This window comes from Paractinoplanes atraurantiacus (assembly GCF_900215205.1).
GTDB lineage: Bacteria > Actinomycetota > Actinomycetes > Mycobacteriales > Micromonosporaceae > Actinoplanes > Actinoplanes atraurantiacus.
The window spans coordinates 153,110-174,741 of sequence record NZ_OBDY01000013.1; the positions used below are offsets into that span (position 1 = coordinate 153,110).

Annotated in this window: 18 protein-coding genes; 6 read left to right on the top strand and 12 right to left on the bottom strand. The window is 72.6% G+C overall.

Annotation, left to right across the window (positions count from 1 at the left end; all coding sequences use genetic code 11):
* Positions 1-5: 5 nt before the first annotated feature.
* Positions 6-857, bottom strand: coding sequence for a M48 family metallopeptidase (locus tag CRP55_RS27425; protein ID WP_218854709.1), 852 nt, complete (start codon positions 855-857; stop codon positions 6-8).
* A gap of 114 nt (positions 858-971) precedes the next feature.
* Between CRP55_RS27425 and CRP55_RS27430 the strand changes: the two genes are divergently transcribed.
* Positions 972-2,267 carry a diacylglycerol/lipid kinase family protein gene (locus tag CRP55_RS27430; RefSeq protein ID WP_097323012.1) on the top strand — a complete coding sequence of 432 codons (1,296 nt, stop codon included), beginning with the start codon at positions 972-974 and terminating at the stop codon, positions 2,265-2,267.
* A 66-nt stretch (positions 2,268-2,333) separates the two neighbouring features.
* Here the strand turns inward: CRP55_RS27430 and CRP55_RS27435 are convergent, their stop codons facing one another.
* Entirely contained in the window at positions 2,334-2,870 is a 537-nt protein-coding gene (locus CRP55_RS27435; protein ID WP_097323013.1) for a hypothetical protein, read from the bottom strand.
* 87 nt (positions 2,871-2,957) lie between these two features.
* Between CRP55_RS27435 and CRP55_RS27440 the strand changes: the two genes are divergently transcribed.
* From CRP55_RS27440 to CRP55_RS27450, 3 genes are all read left to right on the top strand, one after another.
* Complete coding sequence (locus tag CRP55_RS27440) at positions 2,958-3,347, top strand: hypothetical protein (RefSeq protein WP_097323014.1); 390 nt, start codon at positions 2,958-2,960, stop codon at positions 3,345-3,347.
* A gap of 53 nt (positions 3,348-3,400) precedes the next feature.
* The gene (locus CRP55_RS27445) at positions 3,401-4,273 is read left to right on the top strand and encodes a YhjD/YihY/BrkB family envelope integrity protein (protein WP_281260815.1); all 873 of its coding nucleotides are present in this window, start codon (positions 3,401-3,403) and stop codon (positions 4,271-4,273) included.
* 70 nt (positions 4,274-4,343) lie between these two features.
* Positions 4,344-4,871 (top strand): hypothetical protein, encoded by a 528-nt coding sequence (locus tag CRP55_RS27450; protein WP_143234906.1) that lies wholly within the window; start codon positions 4,344-4,346, stop codon positions 4,869-4,871.
* A gap of 35 nt (positions 4,872-4,906) precedes the next feature.
* Here the strand turns inward: CRP55_RS27450 and CRP55_RS27455 are convergent, their stop codons facing one another.
* Both CRP55_RS27455 and CRP55_RS27460 read right to left on the bottom strand, forming a co-directional pair.
* On the bottom strand, positions 4,907-6,289 hold the full coding sequence (locus CRP55_RS27455) for an MFS transporter (RefSeq protein WP_097323017.1): 1,383 nt from the start codon (positions 6,287-6,289) through the stop codon (positions 4,907-4,909).
* A gap of 53 nt (positions 6,290-6,342) precedes the next feature.
* Entirely contained in the window at positions 6,343-6,885 is a 543-nt protein-coding gene (locus CRP55_RS27460) for an Rv1733c family protein (protein WP_245923396.1), read from the bottom strand.
* 88 nt (positions 6,886-6,973) lie between these two features.
* On the opposite strand from CRP55_RS27460, the gene CRP55_RS27465 reads away from it, so the two are divergent.
* Positions 6,974-7,477 carry a hypothetical protein gene (locus tag CRP55_RS27465; RefSeq protein ID WP_097323019.1) on the top strand — a complete coding sequence of 168 codons (504 nt, stop codon included), beginning with the start codon at positions 6,974-6,976 and terminating at the stop codon, positions 7,475-7,477.
* On the opposite strand, the gene CRP55_RS27470 is transcribed toward CRP55_RS27465, so the two are convergent.
* The 5 genes from CRP55_RS27470 to CRP55_RS27490 all read right to left on the bottom strand — a co-directional run bounded on the left by CRP55_RS27470 (position 7,458) and on the right by CRP55_RS27490 (position 14,227).
* On the bottom strand, positions 7,458-8,180 hold the full coding sequence (locus CRP55_RS27470) for a metallophosphoesterase family protein (protein ID WP_245923397.1): 723 nt from the start codon (positions 8,178-8,180) through the stop codon (positions 7,458-7,460). The two genes, CRP55_RS27465 and CRP55_RS27470, sit on opposite strands and share 20 nt — an antisense overlap.
* 17 nt (positions 8,181-8,197) lie before the next feature.
* Positions 8,198-9,034 carry a class II glutamine amidotransferase gene (locus CRP55_RS27475; protein ID WP_097323021.1) on the bottom strand — a complete coding sequence of 279 codons (837 nt, stop codon included), beginning with the start codon at positions 9,032-9,034 and terminating at the stop codon, positions 8,198-8,200.
* Positions 8,959-10,941 (bottom strand): phage holin family protein, encoded by a 1,983-nt coding sequence (locus CRP55_RS27480; protein ID WP_097323022.1) that lies wholly within the window; start codon positions 10,939-10,941, stop codon positions 8,959-8,961. Before CRP55_RS27480 ends, CRP55_RS27475 begins: the two co-directional genes overlap by 76 nt.
* A gap of 3 nt (positions 10,942-10,944) precedes the next feature.
* Positions 10,945-11,526: an HdeD family acid-resistance protein gene (locus CRP55_RS27485; RefSeq protein ID WP_097323023.1), complete on the bottom strand. Its 582-nt coding sequence runs from the start codon at positions 11,524-11,526 to the stop codon at positions 10,945-10,947.
* Positions 11,527-11,599: 73 nt separating this feature from the next.
* The gene (locus CRP55_RS27490) at positions 11,600-14,227 is read right to left on the bottom strand and encodes a winged helix-turn-helix domain-containing protein (protein ID WP_245923398.1); all 2,628 of its coding nucleotides are present in this window, start codon (positions 14,225-14,227) and stop codon (positions 11,600-11,602) included.
* A 171-nt stretch (positions 14,228-14,398) separates the two neighbouring features.
* On the opposite strand from CRP55_RS27490, the gene CRP55_RS27495 reads away from it, so the two are divergent.
* The gene (locus tag CRP55_RS27495) at positions 14,399-14,833 is read left to right on the top strand and encodes a DUF7144 family membrane protein (RefSeq protein ID WP_245923399.1); all 435 of its coding nucleotides are present in this window, start codon (positions 14,399-14,401) and stop codon (positions 14,831-14,833) included.
* Here CRP55_RS27495 and CRP55_RS27500 read toward each other — a convergent pair.
* The 3 genes from CRP55_RS27500 to CRP55_RS27510 all read right to left on the bottom strand — a co-directional run bounded on the left by CRP55_RS27500 (position 14,820) and on the right by CRP55_RS27510 (position 21,626).
* Entirely contained in the window at positions 14,820-17,414 is a 2,595-nt protein-coding gene (locus CRP55_RS27500) for a winged helix-turn-helix domain-containing protein (protein ID WP_245923400.1), read from the bottom strand. The two genes, CRP55_RS27495 and CRP55_RS27500, sit on opposite strands and share 14 nt — an antisense overlap.
* A gap of 76 nt (positions 17,415-17,490) precedes the next feature.
* Complete coding sequence (locus CRP55_RS27505) at positions 17,491-18,939, bottom strand: alpha-amylase family protein (protein WP_097323026.1); 1,449 nt, start codon at positions 18,937-18,939, stop codon at positions 17,491-17,493.
* Entirely contained in the window at positions 18,936-21,626 is a 2,691-nt protein-coding gene (locus CRP55_RS27510; RefSeq protein ID WP_097323027.1) for an MGH1-like glycoside hydrolase domain-containing protein, read from the bottom strand. The genes CRP55_RS27505 and CRP55_RS27510 overlap by 4 nt, the downstream gene beginning before the upstream one ends.
* Between the last annotated feature and the right edge of the window lie 6 nt (positions 21,627-21,632).

A 21,632-nucleotide genomic window follows, 5' to 3' on the forward strand; every position in this document is an offset into this window, starting at 1 on the left:
GACGATCAGCCTGTTACGGGGTGACCGACCCGCACGTCATCCGTTGCGGATGACCGCAGCATGCCCAGCGAGACGAGCCTCTCCAGGCGCCGGACCGTGAACGGGTGCGACATCGGCAGCTGGGCCAGGCCGACCCAGAATCCGTGCAGCCGCTTGCCCTGGCGGACCAGCTCGGGGATGTCCACGGTGTTCTCGGTGTAGCGGCCGCCGGCCAGCAGCACGAGCCCGGTCGCGCCCTCGGGGCACAGGTGGGCGCCGTGCCGGTCGCACGAGTACTCCCGCAGCCGGGACAGGGTCGGCCCGAGGATGGGGATGCGCTCGGAGTAGGCGACGGCGAGCTGGTACCACAGCGCGACGTGGTGCAGTTTGATGTGCCCCACCTCGTGCCCGAGGATGAACCGCAGCCCGTTGCGGTTCTCGTTGCGCAGGTTGACGAACAGCTCGTTGGCGATGACCACGTAGTCGTGGCCGGTGGCCTGCGCGGCGAAGGCGTTGAGGGTGCCGTTGCCGTTGGCCAGGTAGATGCTGGGCCGGCGGGGCAGGGCCAGCTTGTGCGCGAACTCGTCGAGGATCGCGTAGATCTCGGGGTACTGCCGCGGGTTGAGCTCGATGGCGCCGCCGCGGATGGACGCCCGCTGCGTCTCGCGGATCACCACGAGGGCCGGGACGAGCAGCAGCAGGGCGATGAAGGCGGAGCGCACCGTGGTGCCCCAGCCGGACTCGCGGATCCGGTCGGGCAGGAACGGCAGTGTGATCGCCGCCTGAATGATCGCCCAGATGATGATCACGTTCAGGACCACCATGAAGATGAACATGGGGATCTCGGCGGGGTGCCGCAGGCGTTGGGTCGTCGGCACGGCAGGTTCCCTTCTTTCGGGAGAGGCTGATGCTGACGGTCCACCCGCGCCTCCCGCCGCACCTCATCCCGCTGGTATGAGGTGCGCGACGCGGCCGCCTCGGAGTCTGGTGTCATGTCCGAACGCTGGCTGGCGCGGCTCGCCTTCGTCTTGATCGCGGCCGCTGGAGTGCTGGTCCTCGCCGCGGCGGGGATCCGTGGCAGCCTCGCGCTGCTGCTCACGGGGATCATCGGGGTGACGATCGGCCTGGCCGCCGCGTGGTGGTTCCTCACCCATCACGGGGTGCTGCGCTGGCTGGCCGGCGTCGTCGTGGTGCTGGCGCCGCTGACGGTGGCCGTGCTGTTCGCGCGCGCGAGCCTGATCTGGGTCGTGGTCCTGTTCGGGCTGCTCTGGGCGGGCGCGGCCGCGGCCGGCCGGCGGGCGCTGACGGCCGCCCATCAGGAGCCCGACGAGTACGAGTCGGCGCCGCCCGCCAAGCCGTACCTGATCATGAATCCGCGCTCCGGGGGCGGCAAGGTCGAGCGTTTCCACCTGGCCGACCGCGCCCGCGCCCTCGGTGCCGAGGTGTTCCTGCTGGACGGAAGCCACGACGACGGCGCGCCCGTGGACGTGGCCGACGTCGCCCGGCGGGCGGTCCGCGACGGCGCCGACCTGCTCGGCGTGGCCGGTGGCGACGGCACCCAGGCCCTGGTGGCCGGGATCGCCGCCGAGCACGGCCTGCCCTTCCTGGTCATCTCGGCCGGCACCCGCAACCACTTCGCGCTCGACCTCGGCCTGGACCGCGAGGACCCGGCGAACTGCCTGGACGCGCTGACCGACGGGGTCGAGGTGCACATCGACCTCGGCGTGATCGGCGACCGGATCTTCGTCAACAACGCCTCGTTCGGCGCGTACGCCGAGGTCGTGCAGAGCCCGGAGTACCGCGACGACAAGATCGGCACCGCGCTGGACATGCTGCCGGCCGTGCTGACCGAGGACCGCCCGCTGCGGTTGACCACCGACGCCGGCACGCTCAGCGGCCCGCAGGCGGTGCTGGTCAGCAACAACCCGTACGCGAGCGGCTCCGGCCGGCGGGCCCGCCTCGACCGGGGTGTGCTCGGCGTGATGGCGGTGACCGTGCGGGGCGCGCTCGGCGCGGTCAACCTGATCAGCGCCGGCGGCCGGGCCCGCTCGGTGGCGGTCAGCGAGGTGACCGAGGCCGTGATCGACGCCGACGCGCCCGAACTGCCGGTCGGTGTGGACGGCGAGGCGCTGATGCTGGCCACGCCGGTGCGCTGCACGATCCGCCCGGGCGCCTTGCGCGTGCGGGTGCCCAGGCACCGGCCGGGTGTGCCCCCGGCCCGGCCGGACCTGGACTGGGCTCGACTACGGCGGCTGGCCTTCAGCGGCGGCGAGCTACCCGCCGGGTGACCCGGCGGGCGGTCCGCCGCCCGGTGCGCCGTGCGACTCTCCGCGATCCGAACATGGCTGTTCCTCTCAGGAAGAAGCGGATTCGAGGTCGTGCAGTTCCTTGGCCTCCTCGGCGCTGACCAGGCCGATCTCGACCAGGTCGAACGGGCTGACGAAGCCGTCCGAGAGGCGGAAGCCGCCGGCCCGCGCGATGGCGTCGCGCAGCGGCACCGCCCAGTGGTGCTCGAGCAGGATCAGCGCGGCCGCGCTGTCCGGCGGGATCTCGCCGATCACGTCCCAGGCATCCTCCTCGTCGAAGACCTCGATGCCGTCCTCGGCGCTCTCCGCGCCCGCCCGGGCACCGGCCACCATGCCCCGCTCCCCCTCGATGCCGAGGCCGACCAGGGCGCCCACCTTGCTGCCGAGCTCGATGGCCTCCTCGGTCGTGAGGTTGCTCAGGTGCTCGACCTCGATCTCACCGGCGGCGTCCTTGTAGACGGCGAGCGCGTCGATGACCCGTACTGTGTCGGACTGGCGCAGCCGCTCGAGCTCCTCGATGACCTCGCCGTGAAAGTTGGGGTGTCTGAAGCCCAGCACGATGAGCTGGACAGGTCCGATTGCCATGACCCCATCGTCGGGCGGGTGTTCCGCCGGTCGCCTCATCCCGTGCGGGCGAGGAGCGCACGGCCGTGTCGGCGGATCGTTCCAGTAATGAAGCGACTGGTGATTTTGCTGCTGTTCCTCGGCACCCTGGCCGGCTGCTCCGACAGCACGGCGTCCGCGGGCGGCACACCGGCGGTGTGCGAGAGCGTCGCCGCCGCCCAGAACACGGTGAGCCACATCCGTGAGACCACGGTCTCGCAGACCGGTGTCACGCAGATGCGGACCCTGCTGACCCAGCTGCGCGACGAGCTGGGCCAGGTCGTGACGGACGCGCAGGCGCAGTTCAAGCCGCAGGCCGACGCGCTGCGCACGGCGACCGACCAGCTCGGCACCGCTTTGCAGGGCCGCCCGGCCGATCTCGGCGCCGTGCGGGCCGCGGTCAACGAGGTCCGCGTGGCCGGGCAGAACCTGGTCGACGCCCTGAAGGGAACCTGCTGACCCCGGCCGGCCTGCTCCGCCGCCTCGACGACGTCCAGCGGCGGCATGCCGTCCTGGGTTTCCCGCACGCCGTCGTCCGCAAATATCTCGACGACGGCGGCGCGCGGGAGGCCGCCCTGATCACCTACTACGGCTTCCTCAGCCTGTTCCCGTTGCTCCTGCTCGGCGTCGCGGTGCTCACCCAGCTGCTGGCCAACCGCCCGGAGCTGCTGGAGGAGCTGATCGAGGCCATAGTCCCGCCGACGCTGAGCGGTGACATTCGAAGAGAGCTTCCTTCGTCGTACGCGGCCCTGGTCGTGGGCATCTGCACGTTGCTCTTCACCGGCGCGGGCGTGGTCTTCTCCGCCTACCGGACGGTGAACCACCTGGCCGCCGTGCCGTTCCGCGAACGGCACGGCATCGTCTCGTGGCTGCTGCGGGTCTTCGCCGCGCTGCTGGTCGTGCTGGTCGGCACGGCCGCCTCGGCCGCGACGGCCACGGTCTTCCTGGCCGGCAGCGCGGTCGTCGCCGGCTTCACCCTGATCGCGGTGGTCAAGCTTTTGCTGGCCCGCCCGGCTCCCCTGCGGGCGCTGTGGCCGGCCGCGGTGCCCGGCGGCGTGGCGATCGCGCTCGTCCTCGGCCTGAGCGCCTCCGTGCTACCCGGCATGATCCGCCGCGCCGGCCCGGTCTACGGCGCCTTCGCCACGGTCGCCGCCGCTTTCACCCTGCTCTACTTCCTGAGCAACATTCTGGTGTACGCCGCCGAGGCTGCCGCCGTCCGCTACGCGCGCCTGTGGCCCCGAGCTCTCGACCCCGAGCGCCCCACCGAGGCCGACGCCCGTGCCTTGGAGCTGCTGGCCCGCGAGCAGGAACGCGGCCCCTACGACCGGATCGTCACGAGGCAACGTGCCCCCGGCACCGAGCCGGCGCCACCGCCGGCCCGTTGACCCCGGCCCCCGCAGGCCGTCGGCTGGGCCCGCCGTGGCGGTCGAGCCGGCCCGTCGATACCCTCGCGACATGGCCGGGGATCTGCGGGCGCTCCTTTTGAAACCCACCGCGCAGAGCCCTGGTGCAACGGCACTGCCGACGGTGCCGTTGAGCGCTGACAGCGGCTTGTCGCTCCTGCCCCTGACCGACGAGACCATGGCAAACGTGATGTCGGCCGGCCCTGAAGACTCGTGTGTGGACGGCTTCTACGAGCTGAGGACCGGAGTCGCCGAGTGGGCCCGTCGCCGATTCCACTTCGGCGATGTGGCTTACGTGCACATGGAGTTCTTCGGCGGCCACGGCTTCCACGCCGCCATGGCCTGGCGCGCCGGCTCAGTCGCCTGGGGCCCGTCCTTCACGGAAACCACCGCCGGAGAGGCCGAACCTCACTACACGGTCACCCCGGCCATCCGCGACATGGCGATCAACGCACTGCTCCGCTGGTGGGGCATCCAGCCCACCGGCCAGGACGACGAGTTCGCCGCCGCGGGGGTGGACCGCCACCGTTCGACGAAGGCGTGGAGCCGCTCATGTGGCCCCCGACCGCTGGATCGCTGACGACGCGGGGCATCTGCTATGCGCGTTCGGGGAGCTCACGTAGCGACTCGTCCTCGGGGTAGGGCCAGGGCCGCGGCCAGTCCGATGACGCCGGCCGCGGCCACCGCGATCATGGCCAGGGCGTAGTTGCGGCCCGGTGTGGCCGCTATGCCGGCCACCAGGATGGTTCCGGCGATCGCGCCGCCCAGCGACGAACCGAGGTTGGAGACGCTGCGGGACAGGCCGGAGATCTCGCCCTGCAGGTCCTCGCCGAACGCGGACTGCACCACGTTGACCGACGGGGTGAGCATGAGGCCGAGCCCGAAGCCGCTCACGAACAGGCCGGGCACGAACGCCCACGCCCCGCCGATGTTGCTGACCATCGGCACCAGGATCGCGATGCCCACGACGGCGATGGCGAAGCCGGCCACGATCAGCGTCCGCTGGGTGCGGCGGCGGGCGAAGCGCTCGGCGCCGAGCGAGGACAGCAGCAGCCCGGCCGTGGTCGCCGTGAAGATGGCGCCGGTCTCGATGGCGTTGTAGCCCCGTACCACCTGGAGATAGGCCGAGACCACGAAGGACGTGCCCATCAGCATCAGCCATTGCAGGTTCTGGGTGATCATGCCCAGGTTGGCCGTCTTGTTCTTGAACAGGACCATCGAGAGCAGCACCGGCTTGCCGGCCCGTTCGCGGGCCCGGACCGAGATGAAGAACCAGGCCAGAACGCCGATGCCGGCGATCACCATGCCGGCGCAGAGCGCGAGGTTGTCGTCGGCGGCCAGGATGCCGCTGACGACCAGCACCAGGCCGAGCGCCGAGGTGATCGAGCCGCGCACGTCGAACGGCATGTCGGGGTCGGCCGGCAGCGGGTCGGTGACCCACTTGCGGCTGAGCACGGCGATGAGGATGACGATGGCCGCCTGGAACAGGAAGGCGACCCGCCAGCTGAAGAACGAGGTGATGAAGCCGCCGATCAGCGGGCCGGTGGCGGCGCCGATGCCGCCCATCGCGCTGATCGCGCCGAACGCCCGGGCCCGCGACGCCATGTCGGTGAACAGCAGCGTGGTCAGGATGTAGACGGGCGGGATCAGCAGCGCGGTGCCGATGCCCTCCAGGATCGAGTTGCCGAGCACGAGCACCCAGATGCCGGGTGCGGCCGCGCTCAGCAGGGCGCCCACGGCGTAGATGAGCAGGCCCGCGGTCAGGCACCGTTTCCGCCCGTACCGGTCGGTCAGTTTGCCGCCGGGGATCATCAGCGCGGCCATCACCAGCAGGAAGACGGTGATGGTGACCTGGACACCGGAGACCGTGGTGTTCAGGTCCTCGCTGATGTCGTTGATCATGACGTTCATGTTGGAGCCGGCGTAGCTGCAGATGAACTGCGCCAGCGCGAACGGGATGAGTGCTCGCCTCAGCGAGGCGGAGAAGCGCACGGCCATGGACCCGAGCGTTCCGGTCCCGGCCGTGCCCGGCATCCTCCGGAGCGCATGACTCAGCGGCTCTCGCGGCTCCAGCGCGGGCCGACCTCGAGCCACTCGCGTTCCCAGGTGCGGTAGCGGTGACGGTCGAGCAGGGCGCGGCCGATGCGGTGCAGCCCGGCCGTGGCCGCGGCGGCGCACAGCACGACGGCGGCGCCGACCATGAAGCCCTGTGCGGCGGGTTGCCGTTGCGGCGGCGGCTGACGCGGTGTCCCCCGGTCGTCGACCCAGATCGGGACGCGCCCGCCGGCCGCGTCGTTCGGCGTCACCGGCACCGCGCCCTCGCGCGGGGTGCCGTCCGGCGCCGTCCAGGTGGCCCGGGCGGTCAGGGTGGCGCCGGTGCGGCCGCCGACCGACGGCACCGGGTCGCCGCGCAGCACCGCCTCGGCCCGGAAGATGTGCGCCTGCTCCCAGCGCTGCGCGCGCAGGTCGGTGCGGTAGGCCTGCTGGCCCGCCCACCAGGCCAGCAGCGGGGCGCCGGCCAGAAAGGTCATGACCAGAGTGAAGAGCATGAGGCCCTCCAGGCGATCGGTGGCGCGGCGCAACTCGTTCGGCACGTGATCCAGCATCCCTGTGGCGGGCCGCCCATGGGTTCACCCTCGCCGGATGAGTCCTCGTAAGGGGATCGCGGCGAGGCTCGGTGGCATGGCGCGAACCTGGATGCCGTTGCGGGGACGTCTGCGGCTGGAGACGGAGGAGGCGACCGCGTCCGGCATCTACGGGCTCATCGTGGGCGCCGCGGTGCTGGTGGCCGGGCACGGCGCGACGGCGCGGGCGGTGGTCGCGGCGGTGATCGTCACGCTGGTCATCTACTGGGCGGCCGAGCGCTACGCGCGGATCGTGGCCGAGCGCATCCACCAGGGCCACCGCCCGGCCTGGCACACCATGCGCAAGCAGTTGACCAGCGGCTGGGAGCTGGTGAGCGCCTCGATCCTGCCGCTGCTGGTGCTGCTCGCGGTGAAGGTCACCGGCGCGTCGCTGATCAGCGCCGAGCTCGCCTCGCTGGCCACGACGACAGTGCTGCTGTGCATGGCGGGCTGGCGGATCGGCTCCGGCGGCCGGCTGACGGTCGGCGAGCGCGTCGTGTCCACGCTGGTCGCCGGGATGTTCGGGGCGGGCTTCGTGCTGCTCAAGACATTGCTGCACTGAAACGGGGCACGTCGACGACCCGGGCCGTGTACCAGCCGACGTCGTCGAGATAGCGCTCGCTGATCGCGAAGGCGGCGGGCGAGACCGAGATCAGGCTCCACGAGTGCGGGACGCCCCGCGTCCGGTGGCTGGTCGCCGTGCCCGCCACCACGATCACGCAGTCGTCCATCGGCAGCACCCGCGGCACGTGGGTGTGCCCGGCGAGCACGATGTCGGGCCGGGCGGCGCGGCGCAGCCGGTCCCAGCCCGGCAGCCAGCCCGCGCCCGGCGGGTGGTGCATCGCCACCAGCCGCACGTCGCCGTCCGGGGCATCACCGAGCACCCTCGCCGCCAGATCGGCCTGCCGGCCGGTCAACCGGCCGTTCTTCCACCGCCACCGCGGCATCGACGGCAGCCCCAGGGCGGTCAGCCCCGGCACCCGGCGGACCGGGTCCAGCTCGTCGGTGATCCCGCTTCGATAGGCGCCGTACGGGTCGAGCACGCGCCGCCGGCTCCACAGCGGCACGTCATGGTTGCCGAGGACGACGAGCAGCGGGCGCGGCAGCCGGTCGAGCAGCTGCCGGGCCAGCCGGAACTCGCGGGGGCGGGCCCGCATGGTGCTGTCGCCGGTGACCACGGTCAGGCCGGGCCGGGCCGCCACCACGTCGGCGGCCAGACCGGCCGCCGCCCGCGGATCGTGCGCACCCAGATGCAGATCCGACACGTGCGCGACGAGGAGCGTCAAGGCATCGCCGGCTCGAAGTGTCCCAATTCGTCCTCGCCCTTCTGGATGACTCCCCAACTCGCCTCCGGCACCGGCTGCCAGGCCCCTTCGAGCTCGCCGAGCGGCTCGGAGACGACCAGGCGGGTCTCGTCGGACAGCCCACGCAGCCGCTTGTCATCAGGGTAGAGCTCATGCAGGGCGGACAGGGCCGTGCTGTAGAACAACGACCGGCTGTGCCCCTCGCTCGAGTAGCGGAAGGCCCAGATCCGGTCGCCGTCGGTGGTGGCCACGGTCATCTGCAGCGGATGGGGCACGCCGTGCGCCCGGGCCACCGACTCGACCAGGCCGGCCATCCGCTCGACGGCCACGATCGGCCGGTCCCGCAGGCCGTAGGTCAGCGCCAGGTGGAACATGACCTCGGAGTCGGTCGAGCCGGCCAGCGACGGGTAGAGGTCGGGGTCGATCGCCAGCACCAGGTCGCGCTTGAGCCGGCCGAAGTCGCGGATCGAGCCGTTGTGGACCCACAGCCAGTTCTCGTGCCGGAACGGGTGGCAGTTGGTCTGCTGCACCGCGGTGCCGGTGCTGGCCCGGATGTGGGCCAGGAACAGCGGCGAGGAGGTGGCGGCGGCGACCTCGCGCAGGTTCGCGTCGCTCCAGGCCGGCCCGACGCCGCGCAACAGGGCCGGCTCCCCCGGGCCGTCGACCGGGTACCAGCCGACGCCGAAGCCGTCACCGTTCGTCGTCTCCACTCCCATCCTGGAGTGCATGCTCTGGTCGATCAGGGAGTACTGGGTCTTGTAGAGGACCTCGTCGAGGCGGATGGGTGTTCCGGAGTAGGCGAGCCAGCGGCACATGGTGCTTCCTTTTCGTCGAGCCGGTGGCGCAGCAGCCGGTGGACGGCGTCGGCGCCGATCAGGACGGTGGGCACGGGCCATTCCCGCGGGTGGATCAGCAGCGGCCGGTCCTGCCAGCCGCCGAGGCCGCCGTGGCAGCCGATCAGCTCCTCGAACGCGGCGACCTCCTGCGTGCCGGCGTCCCACAGGCTGTTCACGAGCAGGTCGCCGGTGTGCGCGAGGCCGTCGTGGCGGCGCAGGTCGTCCGCGGCGTGCGGGCCGAAGCCGTCGAGCGGGTCGGCGCCCTCGACCCGGTCGCCGTCGAGCAGCCGGCGGCCGCCGCGGCCGATCACGACCGGGCCGTCGCGCCGCGAGCGCGCCATCACCCAGCCGACGCCGGGGTGCGCGACCAGGCCGTCGATCAGCTTGGGGTGCCGCTCCTCGATCTCCTCCAGGCTCACCCGGCCCGGCAGCCGGGCCAGGTAGATCAGCGCGAGGTTGCCCGACGCGGCGACGACGATCTCCGGGCGGCCGATGTCCGGCTCGTCCTTGTGAGGAGGACCGGGGGTCAGGCCGGCGCGCAGCACGCGGGCCCGGCCCTCCTGCTCGTCCTCCTCGGGCGCGACCACCGCGTCGGGGGTCGTCAGCTGCCCGACCAGGTCTTCGAAGCGCAGGCCGTAGCGCTGGGCGAAGGTGGCGCCCTGGCTCTGCCCGTGGTCGGAGAGCACCACGAACTCGTACGGCCGGGGTGCCGCCGCCGCGACCTCTTCCAGGGTGGCCAGCACCGCGTCGATGCCCTCGAGGGAGGCCAGCGCCTCGGGCCGGAACGGGCCGGCGTGGTGGGCGATCTCGTCGTAGTCGACGAAGTCGCAGTAGACGGCGGGCGCCCCGCGCATGACGTGCTCGGCGATGAGCGCCAGGTTGAGGTGCCGCAGCAGCACGTTGGTGGCGCCGCGCAGCAGCACGTAACCCCAGTCGCGGCCGATCCGCGGCTCCACGCCGCGCAGCCGCCGCCGGCGGGCCTGGTAGAGCTCCTTGACGATCTCGCCGATGGTCAGCACGAGCGAGCGGGTCAGCCCGAACGGATCGAGCAGGTAGGCGCTGACGTAGCGGTCGGGCCCGCGCCCGGAGCGAACCGTGCTCATCGTCAGCAGCGAGGTGGGTGCGCCACCGGAGAAGACGTTGCTGATGCTCACCCCGCCGTCGGTGAGCAGGCCCTCGGTGCACCGCTGCTCGACCAGGGCGGCGTCCGCGGGCCGGTTGGTCACGATGAGGCGGCCGGGCTCCTTCTCGTACCACCGGAAAGCCGGAACCTGATCGCTGGCGCCGTGCAGCAGCCCGGCCTGGCTGGCCGGCGTCGTCGCCGGCAGCTGGGCGTGCCACTCGGTCAGCGTGTGCCCGGCGCGCAGCCAGCGGCTCAGCGTGGGCAGGTTGCCGGCTTCGACCGCCCAGCGGGCCAGCGGCGCCGACAGCCCGTCGATCTGGATGATCACGAGGCCCGGGGTGTCGGTGCGGGTGACGTCCCGGCGGTAGCGGCGGTGGGCCCGGATCAGGTGGCGGGTGACCACGCCGGGCTGGCCGGCCGTCACCACCCACAGGCCCAGGCTCATCAGCGCGGCGCCGATCCAGGCGGCCCAGAACGCCGGCCAGAAGCCGTCGACGTGGATGCCCGGCGAGAGCACCAGGGCGGCGTAGACGATGAGCGCCTGGCAGACGAGCCAGCCGATCACAACACCGGCCCAGCCGATCCAGGTCAGCAGCCCGGCCAGGGCCGGTCGCAGCACGGCGCCGAGCAGGCCGACGACGATCGCGACGACCAGCACGTCGTCGGCGCCGTCGGCGCTGATCCCGGGCAGCACGGCGACGGTGATGCCCGCGGCCGCCCAGCCGAGCGCGACGACGGCCACCGCCCGTGCGACGGCGCCCATCGCTCAGTGCGCCGTGCGGCGCAGGTAGAACGACAGGACGATCTCGCCCAGGCCGACCACGATGCTGCTGATGCCGGTGAGCAGCACCAGGGCGGTCAGCGACAGGCCGGGCGCGAACAGCAGGATCAGGCCGGCCACGATCGACAGCAGGCCGACGCCGAGCAGGCCGGCCCGGCGCACGCCGGTGGTCTGGAAGGCGGCGAGGACCTCGGCGATGCCGCTGAGGACCCAGGTCACCGCAAAGATCAGCGCCAGCACGGTGAGGCGGGTGACCAGGTCGCGCAGGCAGAGCAGCCCGCCGACCAGCACCACGATGCCGACGATGCCGGTGAGCACGTGCTCGCCGGCGCTCTTGCCGCGGCCGGGGATGAAGGCGCCGACGGTCCAGGCGGCGCCGCTCATAAAGAGCCAGATGCCGACCAGGAGCGCCATGATGCGCAGGCTGATGTCGGGCCAGGCGAGCACGGCGACGCCGAACGCCGTGCCGAGCACGCCGGTGACGAGCATGGCCCACCAGGGGAACGGCTGGGAACGTACCTCGGCGAGCAGGTCAGGGGGCTGCGTCCGGATGGTTGCCTCGGTCATGTGCCCAGCGTCGGCCCTGGCCCGGGGCCGGGCCTCATCCGGAGCGAGTGAGCAGCCCCGGAGTGGGCCTGGATCAGAGCAGCCCGGCCTGGCGGGCCTGCACGACCGCCTCGCGGCGGCGGCCGGCGCCGAGCTTGCGGTAGATCGAGCGCATGTGGGCCTTGACCGTGTTCACCGAGATGCCCAAGCTCTCGGCGATCTCCCCGGCGGTCAGCACGGTCGGCAGATATTGCAGGACGTCGACCTCGCGCTCGCTGAGCGGGTCGGCCGTGGGCAGGCCGCTGAGCACCGGGATCTCGCCGGTGATCTCGGCCAGCACCCCGTCGCCGACCGGGCCCCGCGGCTCGTTGAGCCACTGCTGGCGGCCGGCCAGCACCAGCACCCGCTCGGGGTCGAGGCGGCGGAACGGGCGGCGGATCCGGTCGGCCTCGGCGGCGGCGAGCGCGTGGCCGAGCGCGTCGGCGGCGCGGCCGCTGCGGCTGTGCGCGTCGGCCGCGAGCGCGGTGAGCACCCACGCCGCGACCACCGACACCCGGTCGGAGCCCTCCCGGGCCAGGGCCAGCAGCTGCTCGGCGGCGTGGAAGTCGCCCAGCGCCAGGTGGCCGCGGGCGAGGCAGACCTGCTCGGCCGGGGCGAGCGGGCCGGCCGCATAGCGTTTCACGACCGCCGCCGGCTCGCCCAGCGCGAGATCGATCTCGGCCGCGGCGAGATCGAAGGAGCGGTCGAGCAGCGGCGCCCGCTGCCCCGGCCCGGCCTCGGCGGACGCCTTGGCCAGGACGGCCCGGGCGGCGGTGGGCTCGCCCCGGTCGATCAGCAGCCGGGCCCGGAGCACCGCGGCCAGACCGGCCATGACGGTCTCCGGATGTTCGCCGAGCGACCTGAGCACCTGCCGCAGGGTGGCCTCGGCGTCGGTGTCGGCACCCCGGTCGAGCTCGATGAAGGCCTGCGCGAGATGGGCCGGCGCGACGGCCGGGTGGCTGAGCGCGTCGATGCGGCGGGCGGCGTCGATGGCCGACACCGCGTGGCCGGCCGCTTCGGCCGGCGAGCCCTGACGGTGCACCAGCAGGGCCAGGTGGCTCAGCGCGTTGATCTCGACGAGCGGGGTGCCGGTGACCCGGGCGGCCGACGCCGCGGCCCACAGGTAGCGGTCGGCGTGGTCGAGCCGGCCGGTCCAGAACAGGGCCGAGCCCTTGTTGTTGAGCACCATCGCCCGGTACGGCAGCAGCGACGGCACGTGCTCGGCGTCGAGCCGGGTCAGCTCGGCCAGCAGCGCCGTGGTGCTCTCGATGACGCCCGGCATGTCGCCGCGCCGGCGGGTCACCGTGCCCGACTCCAGCACCGCGACGGCCAGCTCGACCCGCCCCCGATAGCCCGGGGCGTACGTCTGCAGCAGGGACCGGGCGCGGGCGAGCTGCTCCGGGATCGCGGCCAGGTCGCCGTGCGCATACCGCAGGAGCGCCGAGCAGAGCAGCAGCTCGGGGCTGTCGGCCAGGCGGCCGGGCGGGATGCGGCGCAGCACCTCGAACAGCTCGGCGTGATCGGCCGAGGCGACCAGCGTCAGTCCATGGTCGACGACGAGGCGACCGACCAGGCCCCAGTCGCCGGCGGCCGACGCGTGCCGCAGCGCGGTCAGCCCGTCGCCCTGCCCGTTGTGCCACTGCGCGGCCAGCAGGTGCAGGCGCGGCACCTCGCCGGGCTTGCTCACGGTGACCCGGTGACGCAGCGCGGCCCGGAAGAGCGGGTGGTAGCGGAACCACCGCCCGGAGCCGATCCGCTCCACGAACAGGTTGGCCGCCGCCAGCTCCTCGAGCACCTGCTGGCTGTGCTGCTGGCCGGTGAGCGCGTCGGCCAGGCCGGCGCAGATCCGGTCGGAGACGCTGGTGCGCAGCAGGAACAGCTGCCGGTGGGCGGGCAGTGCGGCCAGCACCTCGCGCAGCAGGTAGTCCTCGGCCGCGGCGGCCGGGCTGACGCCGTCCGGCGCCTCCATGGCCAGGCGCAGGCCGGCCGGCCAGCCCTCGGTGCGGCGCAGCAGCTCGGCCAGCCGGTCGGCGGGCAGTCGCCGGCCGAACTGCGCCGACAGCTCGGCCGTCTCGGCCGCCCGGAACGCGAGGTCGGCCGACCGGATCTCGGTCAGCTCGCCGGCCGCGCGCTCGCGGTGCAGCGGCAGTCCGGGCTCGCTCCGCGTGATCAGCACGAACCGCAGCCGGTGACCCGGCCGGGCCACCAGTGCGGCCAGCCCGGTCAGGGTCCGCTCGTCGGTCACCTGGTGCAGGTCGTCGAGGACGAGGACGACCGGCGTGGGCAGCGTCGCCACGGCGGCCGCGACCCGGCCCGCGTACTCGGCCTCGTCCTCGGACGGCAGCGGGCCCGTCTCGGGCAGCGTGTGCCCGGGCGGGACGGCTCCCGAGGTGCGCAGGGCCAGGACCAGATCGGACCAGAGCGCGTACGGGTGGTTGTGCCGCGGCTCGCAGCTCAGCCAGGCGATCGGGCCGGACGCCGCGCGGGCCGCCGCCCACGAGCCGGCGAGCGCGGTCTTGCCCCAGCCCGGCCCGGCGCAGATCAGCGTCACCGGCTGCCGGACGCCCTGGTCGAGCCGCTCGGCCAGGCGGCCGCGCCAGAGCAGCGTGCTCGGCAGGCGCGGGCCGGAAGGCCGGGCGCCGAGCGCTGGCACGGCACGGCCGCGCACCACGGAATCGCCCATATCGCCACCCTCCGGCTGGAGACGCCGTTTCCACGGCTGGGTTCCACCGTCACCGAAGCACACGAGGCGGACCGGCAACAACCCCTCGGTATTCGCAAGACACGAAGAAATGCCCGCGTTCATCCCGCGGGCATGAGGCGCTGTCGCGGGGTCGCGGCCATGCTGGCCGTCATGTCCAGCTACGCCACGGAACGACCGTCGGGCGCCGCCACCGCGCCGCCGACGACCGGATGGATCGGCATCATCGTGTTCGGCGGCATCATGCTGATGGTCGCCGGCGCCTTCCAGGTGATCGAGGGCCTGACCGCGCTGTTCCGCGACGAGGTGCTCCTGGTCACCTCGGAGGATCTGCTCATCGACCTGAGTTACACGGCCTGGGGCTGGATCCACCTGATCTTCGGCCTGCTCGCCATCGCCGCCGGCGCCGGGGTCTTCGCCGGCTGGCTCTGGGCCCGGATCGCCGGCGTCGCCGTCGTCTTCGTGGCCACCCTGGTCCACGCGATGTTCCTGCCGGCGGCGCCGGTGTGGTGCACGATCCTGATCGTCATGGACATCGCGATCATCTACGCGCTGTGCGCGCACGGAAGAGACGTCAGAGCAGGTTGAGCTGGCGCGCCCGGCGCACCGCCTCGTTGCGGCGGGCCGCGGACAGCTTGCGCAGGATGCTGCGGACGTGGGTCTTCACGGTGTTGACCGAGACGTACATCCGGGCCGCGATCTCCTCGGTCGGCAGCATCTCGGCCATTCCCCGCAGCACGTCCAGCTCGCGCCGGCTCAGTGGTTCGACCAGGGCCGGCGGGGTCGCGGCCGGCCCTTCGGCGGCCGGTTCGGCGCCGAGCCAGCGGTACTGGTCCTCGGCCCGCAGCACCCGGCGCAGCTGGGAGCGCACCTGGTGCATCGGCCGCCGGTGCCCGTCGGGGGCGGCGACCCGCATGGCCCGGCGCAGCGCCTCGCGGGCGGCCGGAGCGTCGTCGGCGTCGGCGGCCAGCACGGCCAGCAGCAGCCAGGCCTCGATCGCGACCGGCACCGGGACGCGCACCCCGTCGGCGACGGTCCGGGCCAGCTCGTGCGCCCGCACCGCGTCGCCGCGTGCGTGCAGCAGGGCGGCGTCCACGATCGCCACCTCGGGCGGGCGCGGCGCCGGGTAGGGGCCCAGGATGACGGCGGCCTCGGTCAGGTGGCCGGAGCCGATCAGCAGGCGGCAGTGCCCGAGCACGATCGCCGAGCGCAGCCAGGCCGGCGCTTCCGGCACCCCGCCGCCGGCCAGTGTGGACAGGGCGCTGCGCTGCTCGCCCCGTGTCTGCAGGCGGCGCGCCTTGACCAGGGTGTAGGCGGCAACCGAGAGCGGGTCGGCGCCGGGGCCGCACAGCGGCTGGGCCGCGCGCAGGTGCCGGTCGGCCGCCTCGACGTCGTAGCGCTCCAGCGCCACCCAGGCCAGGGCGACCTCGGCCGCGCCGGGCGACCGGTGCCCGGTCAGCCCGCATTGGGCGGCCAGATCGAGGGCCTGCTGGGCGCTGGTCTCGGCGCGGCCCAGCCGGCCGCGGTGGGCCTCGAGCAGCGCGAGCTGCCGCAGGCAGTCCACCTTGAGCGACTCGCTGCCGACCGGGGTCAGGGCCGCCGCCTCGGCCAGCGCCTCGGCCGCCCGGTCGACCGAGCCGGCGTCGCCGTGCGCCATGCCTTCGGCCGCCCGCAGCAGCGCCGGCAGCTCGGGGTGCCGGGCCAGGCGGTCGGGTGGCGCCACGGACAGAAAGGTCTTGGCCACCGGCACGAGCTCGTCGATCCGCTGCGGGTCGGCGCCGCGCGCGAGCAGGATCCGCATGAGGAAGCAGGCCAGGGTGAGCCCGTCGCCGCAGCCGCTGCCGTGCAGGCTGAGCAGCCGGCCGGCGTAGCGCAGCTGCTCGGCCGCGCGGAAGTGGTCGCCGTCGCCGTAGGCGATGGCGGCCCGGACCACGACCGTCTCGGCGTGGGCCAGATGCTCCGGGAGCCGGGCGAAGAGCCGGCCCAGCCGGCCCGCGCTGCCGTCGATGACGAGCCGGCCCACCGCGTAGTCCTCGATGACCATCGTGGCCGCCGTGCTCCAGTCGCCGGCGCGGACCGCGTGCTCCACGGCCTCCTCCAGCCGCCCGTGGTCGGCCAGCCAAGCCGCCGCCCGCTGGTGCAGCTCGGCCACCAGGTCGGGCTCGACCCAGGCCAGCTGCGCCTGGAGCAGCTCGGCGAACAGGCGGTGGTAGCGGTAGACGTGCGCGCCCTCGCCGACCGGCTGAATGAACGCGTTCTCCCGGGTGAGCTCGGTCAGCAGGTGGGAGGCGTCGAAGCGGCTGGTCACCGCGGTGGCCAGGGCCGGGGTAAACGTGTCGAGCACGCTCGTCTCGAGCAGGAAACGGCGCACCTCGGGGGTCTGTATCCGCAGCACCTCGGCCATGAAGTACTCGGCGATGGTCGACTCGTCGCCGGTGATCGTCGCGACCAGGCCCTCGGCGTTCTCGCTGGACTGCAAGGCGCAGGCGCACAGCCGGATGCCGGCCGCCCATCCCTCGGTGTGTGTCAGCAGGGCCTTGCGGTGCGGCTCGTCGAGCCCGACGCCGTGCAGGTCGAGCAGGTGGGCCGTCTCGACGTCGGTGAAGGCCAGGTCGGCCGTGCGGATCTCGTGCAACTGCCCGGCGAGGCGGTAGCGGTGCAGCGGCAGCGGCGGGTCCCATCGGCCGGCCAGCACGACACGCAGGTTGCCGGTGTGCTCGAGCAGGAACTCGAGGCCGCCGGCCCAGCGCTCGCCGGGCAGCTGGGAGGCGCCGTCGAGGATCAGGACGACCGGGGTGGGCTGGGCCGCGATGACGCCGGCGAGCCGGGTCAGCAGGGCCCGGCTCGCACCGGCGCCGGGCGCCACCGGCACCAGCGGCGGCACCGGCACGCCGGACCGGCGCAGCCCCTCCACCAGATAGACCCAGAAGTCGTCGTCGCTCTCCACGGTGATCCAGGCGATCGGCCAGTCCACCGGGCGGCTGCGCACCCACGAGGCGAGCAGCTGGGTCTTGCCGCCGCCGGCGACGGCGGTGACGAGCGTGACCGATCCGTGCACTCCCTCGGTCACGCGGTCGCGCAGGACCGGCCGCTCCACCATGAACGGCGGCGCGGCCGGCACAGCGAACTTGCTGGCCAGGATCGCGTTGTCGGCGAATGTCTCGAGCACGACTCTCACCCTTGCGGGGGCTGGACCCGTGCACATCGTTCGATTCGGATAGACGTGACCCTCGGTGCCGTTCCGGCTACGTGAAGCTGAAGACGTGGTATCCCCACGGTGGCAGGCCGACGTAGAGCCCGTTCCCGGCCAGGTCGTCGCCGTCGCGGTCGAAGACCCGGCCGTCGGTCAGCTCGGTCAGCCGCCACGACCGTCCGCCCAGGTCGCCCCAGGGCAGGGCGATCCGGGCCTGCGAGTCGTGGTCGCCGAAGTTGACCGCGACCACGTGCCGGGTGCCCTCGTCGTGCCATGACCAGGACAGCACATCCTGATGAGTGGGATTGTCCGGCCAGCCGCCGGGCTCCAGCAGGGTCCATTGCCCGCGGCGGACGATCTCGGCCGCCCCGACCACCTTGCGGTAGAAGGCGCGCAGGCCGTCGTCGGCCGGCTCATCCGGGAAGCGGCCGAGGAAGACCGGCAGGCGCACCTTGCGCCCTTCGAACTGCCCGTCGTGCCACAGGGTCGTGCCGGGCAGGGTCGCGATCGCCACGGCGGCGGCCCTGCCCCGCCCGCCGGGCAGGGTGGCCGCGGCCCGCGGCTCGTCGTGGTTCTCGATGAAGCGCAGCAGCCGCCGCTGATAGTCGAGCCCGGCGGTGAGGTGCTTGCGGACCGAGCCGGCGTCCTCGTGGGCCAGCCGGTCGTAGAGCCGCTTGTCGTAGCAGAGGTCGAAGCCCTGCTGCTGGAGCGTCCACTCCATGTCCCAGTAGACCTCGGCGATCAGCGTCAGATCGGGGTGCCGCTCACGCACCCGTCCGAGCACCGAGGGCCAGAAGTCCTCGGCCGGCGGGGCGCCCACCCGCGCGCCCCACGTGCGGGCGAAGACCTCGTTGGTGAACAGCATGGCCATGTCGCAGCGGATGCCGTCGCACTGATCGCCGATGCTGATCAGGGCTTCGGCCGCCGCGTCGCGCAGGCCCGGCGAGAACGCGTCGAGCTGGGCGACGTCGGGCCAGGGGGCGAAGTACGGGTCCTTGCCGTGGGCGATGACCCGGTCGCCGGCGGCGAAGAAGCCGGCCGGGTCGCGGGCCAGGTCGTCGGCGGTGCCCCGCACGAACCACTCGGGATGATCGGTGACCGCCGGGTGGTCCGGGGCCACGTGGTTGGGCACGTAGTCGAGGACGAGTTTCAGCCCGCGCGCCCACAGCTCGGCCCGGGCCGCCGCGAGCCCGTCCGGGCCGCCGATGCGGTCGTCGACCCGGTACCGGCGTACACAATAGGGAGATCCCACCAGATCGGCGGGGCTGTAGTCGGGCAGGGCCTCGCGGAAAGAGCGCTGCAGTCCCTCGTCGGCGGTGGCCACGGCCAGCCCGGCCGGGCTCCGCTCCCAGACGCCCATCAGCCAGACCGCGTCCAGGCCGGAGGCGGCCACCTCGTCCCACACCTCGCCCGGCACGTCGCCGAGGGTGACCGGCCGGCCGAAGCGCTCGGAGAGCCCGGTCAGCCAGGGCCAGGTGAAGATCTCGTAGATCGCCTTCATGACGTCCTTCCCTCGGGCTCACGGCGCAGCACGCCGGCCATGCCGTTGTCGAGCAGCTCCCGCCCGGTCAGGCCGGCGAACAGGTTGGGGAAGACCGCCACCAGCCCGGTCCAGCCGGTCTGGTGGGCCGCGCCGAGCCCCGCGCCGTTGTCGCCGTGGAAGTACTCGGCGAACAGGATGTGATCCTTCCAGTGTTCGCTCGCGAAGATCGCCTGGCCTCCATGGCAGGGCCGGTTGCCGTTCTCGTCGGGCACGAAGGTGCGGGTGAGCCGGTCGGAGATCTCCCGGGCCACCTCGAACAGGGTCATCTGATGCCCGGAGCCGGTCGGGCACTCCACGGTGAACTCGTCGCCGTATCCGACGTAGAGGTTGAGCAGCGCCCGGATCATCAGCGCGTTGACCGGGAACCAGACCGGGCCGCGCCAGTTGGAGTTGCCGCCGAACATGCCGCTGTCCGACTCGGCCGGCTGATAGGTCACCCCGTAGGTGCGGTCGCCGACCGGGAACTCGAAGGGGTGCTCGGCGTGGTGCTTGGAGACCGACCGGATGCCGTACGGGCCGAGGAACTCGTTCTCGTCGAGCAGCCGGGCCAGGATCCGGCGCAGCCGTGTCTTCTCGAAGAGCGCGAGCAGCCTTTCCCCGTGCGGGCCGGGAGCCAGGCCGGGCTCGATCATCTCGCGCACGATCGGGTGCCGCTCGGCGAACTCCAGCACGCCCTTGACCAGCTCGGGCCGGTTCTCGATCAGGCGCGGCTGATAGACGGTGGCCGCGGCCAGCGGCAGCAGGCCGACCATCGAGCGCACCTTGAGCCGGCGCGTCGAGCCGTCGGGCATCCGCAGCAGGTCGTAGAAGAAGCCGTCCTCCTCGTCCCACATGCCCTCGCCGGCGGCGGCGTGGTTGACCGCCACCGAGATCCAGGCGAAGTGCTCGAAGTACGTCTGCGCCTGCTCCAGATAGACCGGGTCGGTGGCCGAGAGCTCCAGCGCGATCGACAGCATGGTCTGCGCGTACAGCGCCATCCAGGCGGTGCCGTCGGCCTGGTCGAGGTGCCCGCCGGTGGGCAGCGGGGCGCTGCGGTCGAAGACGCCGATGTTGTCCAGGCCGAGGAAGCCGCCCTGGAAGATGTTGCGGCCGTCGACGTCCTTGCGGTTGACCCACCACATGAAGTTCTTGGCCAGCTTGTGGAAGGTGCGCTCCAGCCAGGCGTGGTCGGCGCGCCCGTTGCGGGCCTTGTCGAGCTCGTAGATCAGATAGGTGGCCCAGGCGTGCACCGGCGGGTTGACGTCGCCGAAGTTCCATTCGTAGGCCGGGATCTGCCCGTTGGGATGCTGGTAGCGGCGGCTGAGCAGCAGATCGATCTGGTTCTTGGCGAAGCCGAGGTCGACGGTGGCCAGCGCGACCGCCTGAAAGCCCAGGTCCCAGGCCGCGAACCACGGGTATTCCCAGGTGTCGGGCATGGAGAAGACGTCGGAGGCGGACAGGTGGTACCACTCGCCGTTGCGGATGCCGGAGCCGCCCAGGGTGTCCTGCCCGTGCTCGGCCAGCCAGCGCTCCACGTCGTACTCGTAGTACTGCTTGCTCCAGAGCAGCCCGGCGACCGCCTGCCGGGTGATCTTCCGTTCGGCCTCGCGGAGGTCCGGGTGCAGGATGTCGGCGTAGAACTGGTCGGCTTCGCTCCGGCGCGCCTCGAAGATCGCGTCGAACGCTTCCTCGCCGGGGCGGCGCGGCTCTTCGCTGATCATGACCCGGATGATCGTCTCGCCACCGGCCGGCACTTCCAACGCGATGTCGGCCGCCGCCTTGGTGCCCGATTTTTCGGGATTCACCGCCTCCTTTTCGCCCTGAACAACATATCGATCAAAGGCGTCCTTGACGTACGGGGTCCGGTTCGTCCCGCCGAAGAGGCGCTCATTGTTCGTCTCGTTCTCGGTGAAGATCAGCGGATGGTCGCCGATGACGGTCCACCACCGCTCCCCCAACTCGGGATGCTCCAGCTTCACCGCGCCGTCCTGCTCGCGCAGGATCGGCCGGGGCGCGCCCTCGTCCCACGACCACGTGTTGCGGAACCACACGGTCGGCAGCAGGCGCAGCATCGCCGGGTCGGGACCGCGGTTGGCCACGGTGATCCGGGCCAGGATGTCCTCGGGGCCGTCCTTGGCGTACTCGATGGCGATGTCGAAGTAGCGGTCCTCACCGAAGATCCCGGTGTCCAGCAGCTCGTACTCGAACGACCTTCGGTCCCGCCCGGCGTTGGTGGCGACGAGGTCGTTGTACGGGAACTCGCGCTGAGGATATTTGTAGACCATCTTCATGTACGAGTGGGTGGGCGTCCCGTCGACGTGGAACCAGTACTCCTTGACGTCCTCGCCGTGGTTGCCCTCGCTGTTGGTCAGCCCGAAGTAGCGCTCCTTGAGGATCGGGTCGTTGCCGTTCCACATCGCCAGGGCCAGGCAGACCTGCTGCTTGTCGTCGCTGAAGCCGGCGATGCCGTCCTCGCCCCACCGATAGGCCCGGGACCGCGCGTGATCGTGGGTGAGGTAGGACCAGGCGTCCCCGCCGGGGCTGTAGTCCTCGCGGACCCCACCCCACTGCCGGTCACTGAGATACGGTCCCCATCGCCGCCAGGCGGTGGCTTCGATGTCGGCGTCGTGCAGGCGCCGTGCTTCGGCGCCGGAAGAGTTGGCCATGCGGTC